We start from the raw sequence: 2804 nt of genomic DNA, 5'->3' as shown, positions 1-2804 counted from the left end.
TGCACGGTGTCCTTCCAGCCCGACTCCCAGGCCGCCGGACGACGCATCGGCCCCGCGTAGAAATTGCTCGGATCGGGTGCCCACCGCGTGCCCAGCGGCGGCTGCGGATTGGCCGCCTGATAGTCGACGGTGCGCAGGGGGCGTCGCCCGAGAACACGGAACATGACCAGATGCAGGTGAACCGGGTGCGGATCGGGCGTGATGTTGATGATGTCCCACCGCTCGGTGGTGCCGGCGCGCGGCTTCTCGATCTGCGGATCCGAGTAGCGCAGATTGTTCAGCGACATGATGGCGGGCGGGAGGCGCAACGCGTACGGCTGTGAGACGGTCACCCGCCGCACCCGCTCCGGCCGGGCGATGGGCGGAATCCGCTTCGGCTGACCCGCGCCACCCCGAAGACTCGCCGGTACCAAACGGCGGTGTCCACGGTCGGCACCTGCGATGAAGCGGCAGAACCGCGGCATGGTGACCTCACCCAGCATCGCCGCCTGAAATGGCGGCGCCAGATCGTTGCAGAGATCCACCGTCTCGCCGGGTGCGAGCGAACTGAAGTCGACCAGCAGGTCGAACCGTTCGCCGGGCGACGCGGTAAACGAACGCGTCGCGACCGGCGCGTTGAGCAGTCCCCCTTCGTTACCGATCACCCAGAAGCGCATTCGGTTGGAGAAGAAGAGATTCCACACGGAGTACGACGCCGCATTGATCAGCCGGAACCGGTAGAGCCCACGCGCCACGGTCATCTTCGGCCACACCTTGCCGTTGACAAGTCCGCGATCACCGACCGCCCCACCCTCCCAGAACCCCTGCGGGACCACCGGCGTCGAGCGCAACGACTGGTGTCCATCCCCGCGGAAGATCTTCTCCTGCAAGATCAGTGGTATCTCGTACTCTCCCGCGGGGAGTCCGAGCGGATTACCGGGTGTCCCGGTGTCGTGGTCGTCGCGCAGGAAATACATTCCGGCCAGACCCGCGTAGACGTTGGCACGGGTGATCGCCATCGCATGGTCGTGGTACCAAAGATGCCCGGCCTCTTGGCGGTTGGGGAACTCGAATCGTGCAGTGCCGTGGTGCGGCAACATCAGCCGCTCCGGATTCCCGTCGAACTCCGGTGGGGTTGCACCGCCGTGGAGATGCATCGACGTGACCGGCTCGTCGAGGTAGCGTTCGGAAACACCGTGCAGTGTGGTGTCCAGATCGGCCGCGAAGATGTGCTTGCGGAGTTCACTGCGGTAATGCACGGTGGTCGGCTCGCCGACGTGCGCCTCGATGGTCGGCCCGAGATAGGACTCATCGCTGTAGGCCATCGTCGGGACCTTCGGCTGGTCGCGATGGAATCGGCTGCTGGTGGTACGGGCGACGATCTCGATCGGCTGCGACGGCGATGAGGTGATGACGCTCGGCACGGGAAGATCGTCGACGTACGGCGCCATCGCCGGCGAATGGAAGATGGTCGGCAGTTCGATGTCGGGCACCGGCCCGGCCTCGACGGATCCGGTACCGAAGCGACCGCCCGCCATCCCGGATGCGGCTGCCGCGGCAGCGCCCATCAGAAACGTCCGCCGATCAATACCCGTGAGTCCCAGCCCCTTCGCCCGTCCGCCAGAACAGGCGACAGCGCACCATACCACCGGTAATGATGCCTGCTAACGACCGCAACACAGCATCGTTCTCGGCGGCATCAGCACTGGTCAAAGACGCATTGGCCCTCGAAGGTCATCGCCGACATCTCCCACCCGGCTGCTGGGTCAGCGCCAGCAGCCCTTGAGCGTCTGGAAGTCGCCGGCGAAGGCGAAACCGGGGCCGGAGCAGACTGGGCCGCTCTTGCCGTCGACGACGACCGATGCGTTGGGCCCGGCGATGCCGATGGCCAGCCCCGGCTTGATCCCGTTCATCTTCACCGATGAGTTCGGGCCGATGGCGATGGCGGCTGGGCCCGCGAGGTTTGTGGCACCGGCCTGGGCGACGCCGCCGCCATCAGAGATGGCCAGGCTCAACCCATTCGGAGTCGAGGATGCCCAGCAGTGGGATTGCTGGGTGGTCTGTCCGGGCAGACCCGAACACACCTGGGGTGCGGCGGCGGCGTGTCCGCCGCCTGCGAGAGCGATCGCTCCGGCTCCGGCCGCAGTGATGAAGAATCCGACAGTCGCGCGCTTGGCAAACATCATGATGTGTCTCCTGCTCAGTGAAGGCGGTAACGGTTACCGTCGCCAAGCCATTCGGAGAGCGAGCCGAATCGGATGGGTGGGCGCGTCACGCGCCGACGTCAGAGGAGTCCGAGCACCACCAGAACACATCCGATCGCGGGTGGCACCAGTTGCTTGAGCGCGGCCGACACCATCGATCTATCCGAGGACACCAGCACGAGCCCGGCGGCCACCATACTGCCGGCGCCGACGAGTACCAGCGTCGACCCGACCGCCTGCTGGCCCGCCGCGACGAGAATGATGCCGAGCCCGATGGAGATGGCGAGAAAGAGGTTGTAGAAGCCCTGGTTGTAAGCCAGCGGCTTGGTCGCCTCCGCTTCTTCAGGCGTGGTGCCGAACGCGGCGAAAGCCTTCGGCGTCGTCCACGCAATCGATTCGAGGTAAAAGATATAGACATGGATGAGCGCCGCGATGCCGGCGAAGACGAGTCCCGCGATGAGCATGCCGCCAATCTAACGCCCGACACGGCCAGGTGGCCCGAGTACACGGCGCAGACAACCGGCACCCAAGAAGACCTGCCGCATCCGGCGTCGGTGTCGGCGTCGGTACATCAACACAAAGAAACCCGCTCCGACCGAGGTCAGAGCGGGTTTCTCGATT

General features: G+C 65.6%; 3 protein-coding genes. All 3 read right to left on the bottom strand.

Features of this window, described 5'->3' with window-relative positions; translation table 11 throughout:
• Nucleotides 1-1547, bottom strand: a 1547-nt coding sequence (locus QSJ18_RS20030) for a multicopper oxidase family protein (protein ID WP_286328414.1), incomplete at its 3' end; no start/stop codon positions are given.
• 198 nt (nucleotides 1548-1745) lie between these two features.
• Nucleotides 1746-2165, bottom strand: a complete 420-nt coding sequence (locus tag QSJ18_RS20025; RefSeq protein ID WP_286328413.1) for a hypothetical protein — start codon at nucleotides 2163-2165, stop codon at nucleotides 1746-1748.
• A 98-nt stretch (nucleotides 2166-2263) separates the two neighbouring features.
• Nucleotides 2264-2647, bottom strand: coding sequence for a DUF1304 domain-containing protein (locus QSJ18_RS20020; protein ID WP_286328412.1), 384 nt, complete (start codon nucleotides 2645-2647; stop codon nucleotides 2264-2266).
• Between the last annotated feature and the right edge of the window lie 157 nt (nucleotides 2648-2804).

The organism is Gordonia heveisoli (assembly GCF_030315745.1).
GTDB lineage: Bacteria > Actinomycetota > Actinomycetes > Mycobacteriales > Mycobacteriaceae > Gordonia.
The sequence above is the reverse complement of the archived record's forward strand: the minus strand, read 5'-3'. Positions and strand labels throughout refer to the sequence as shown.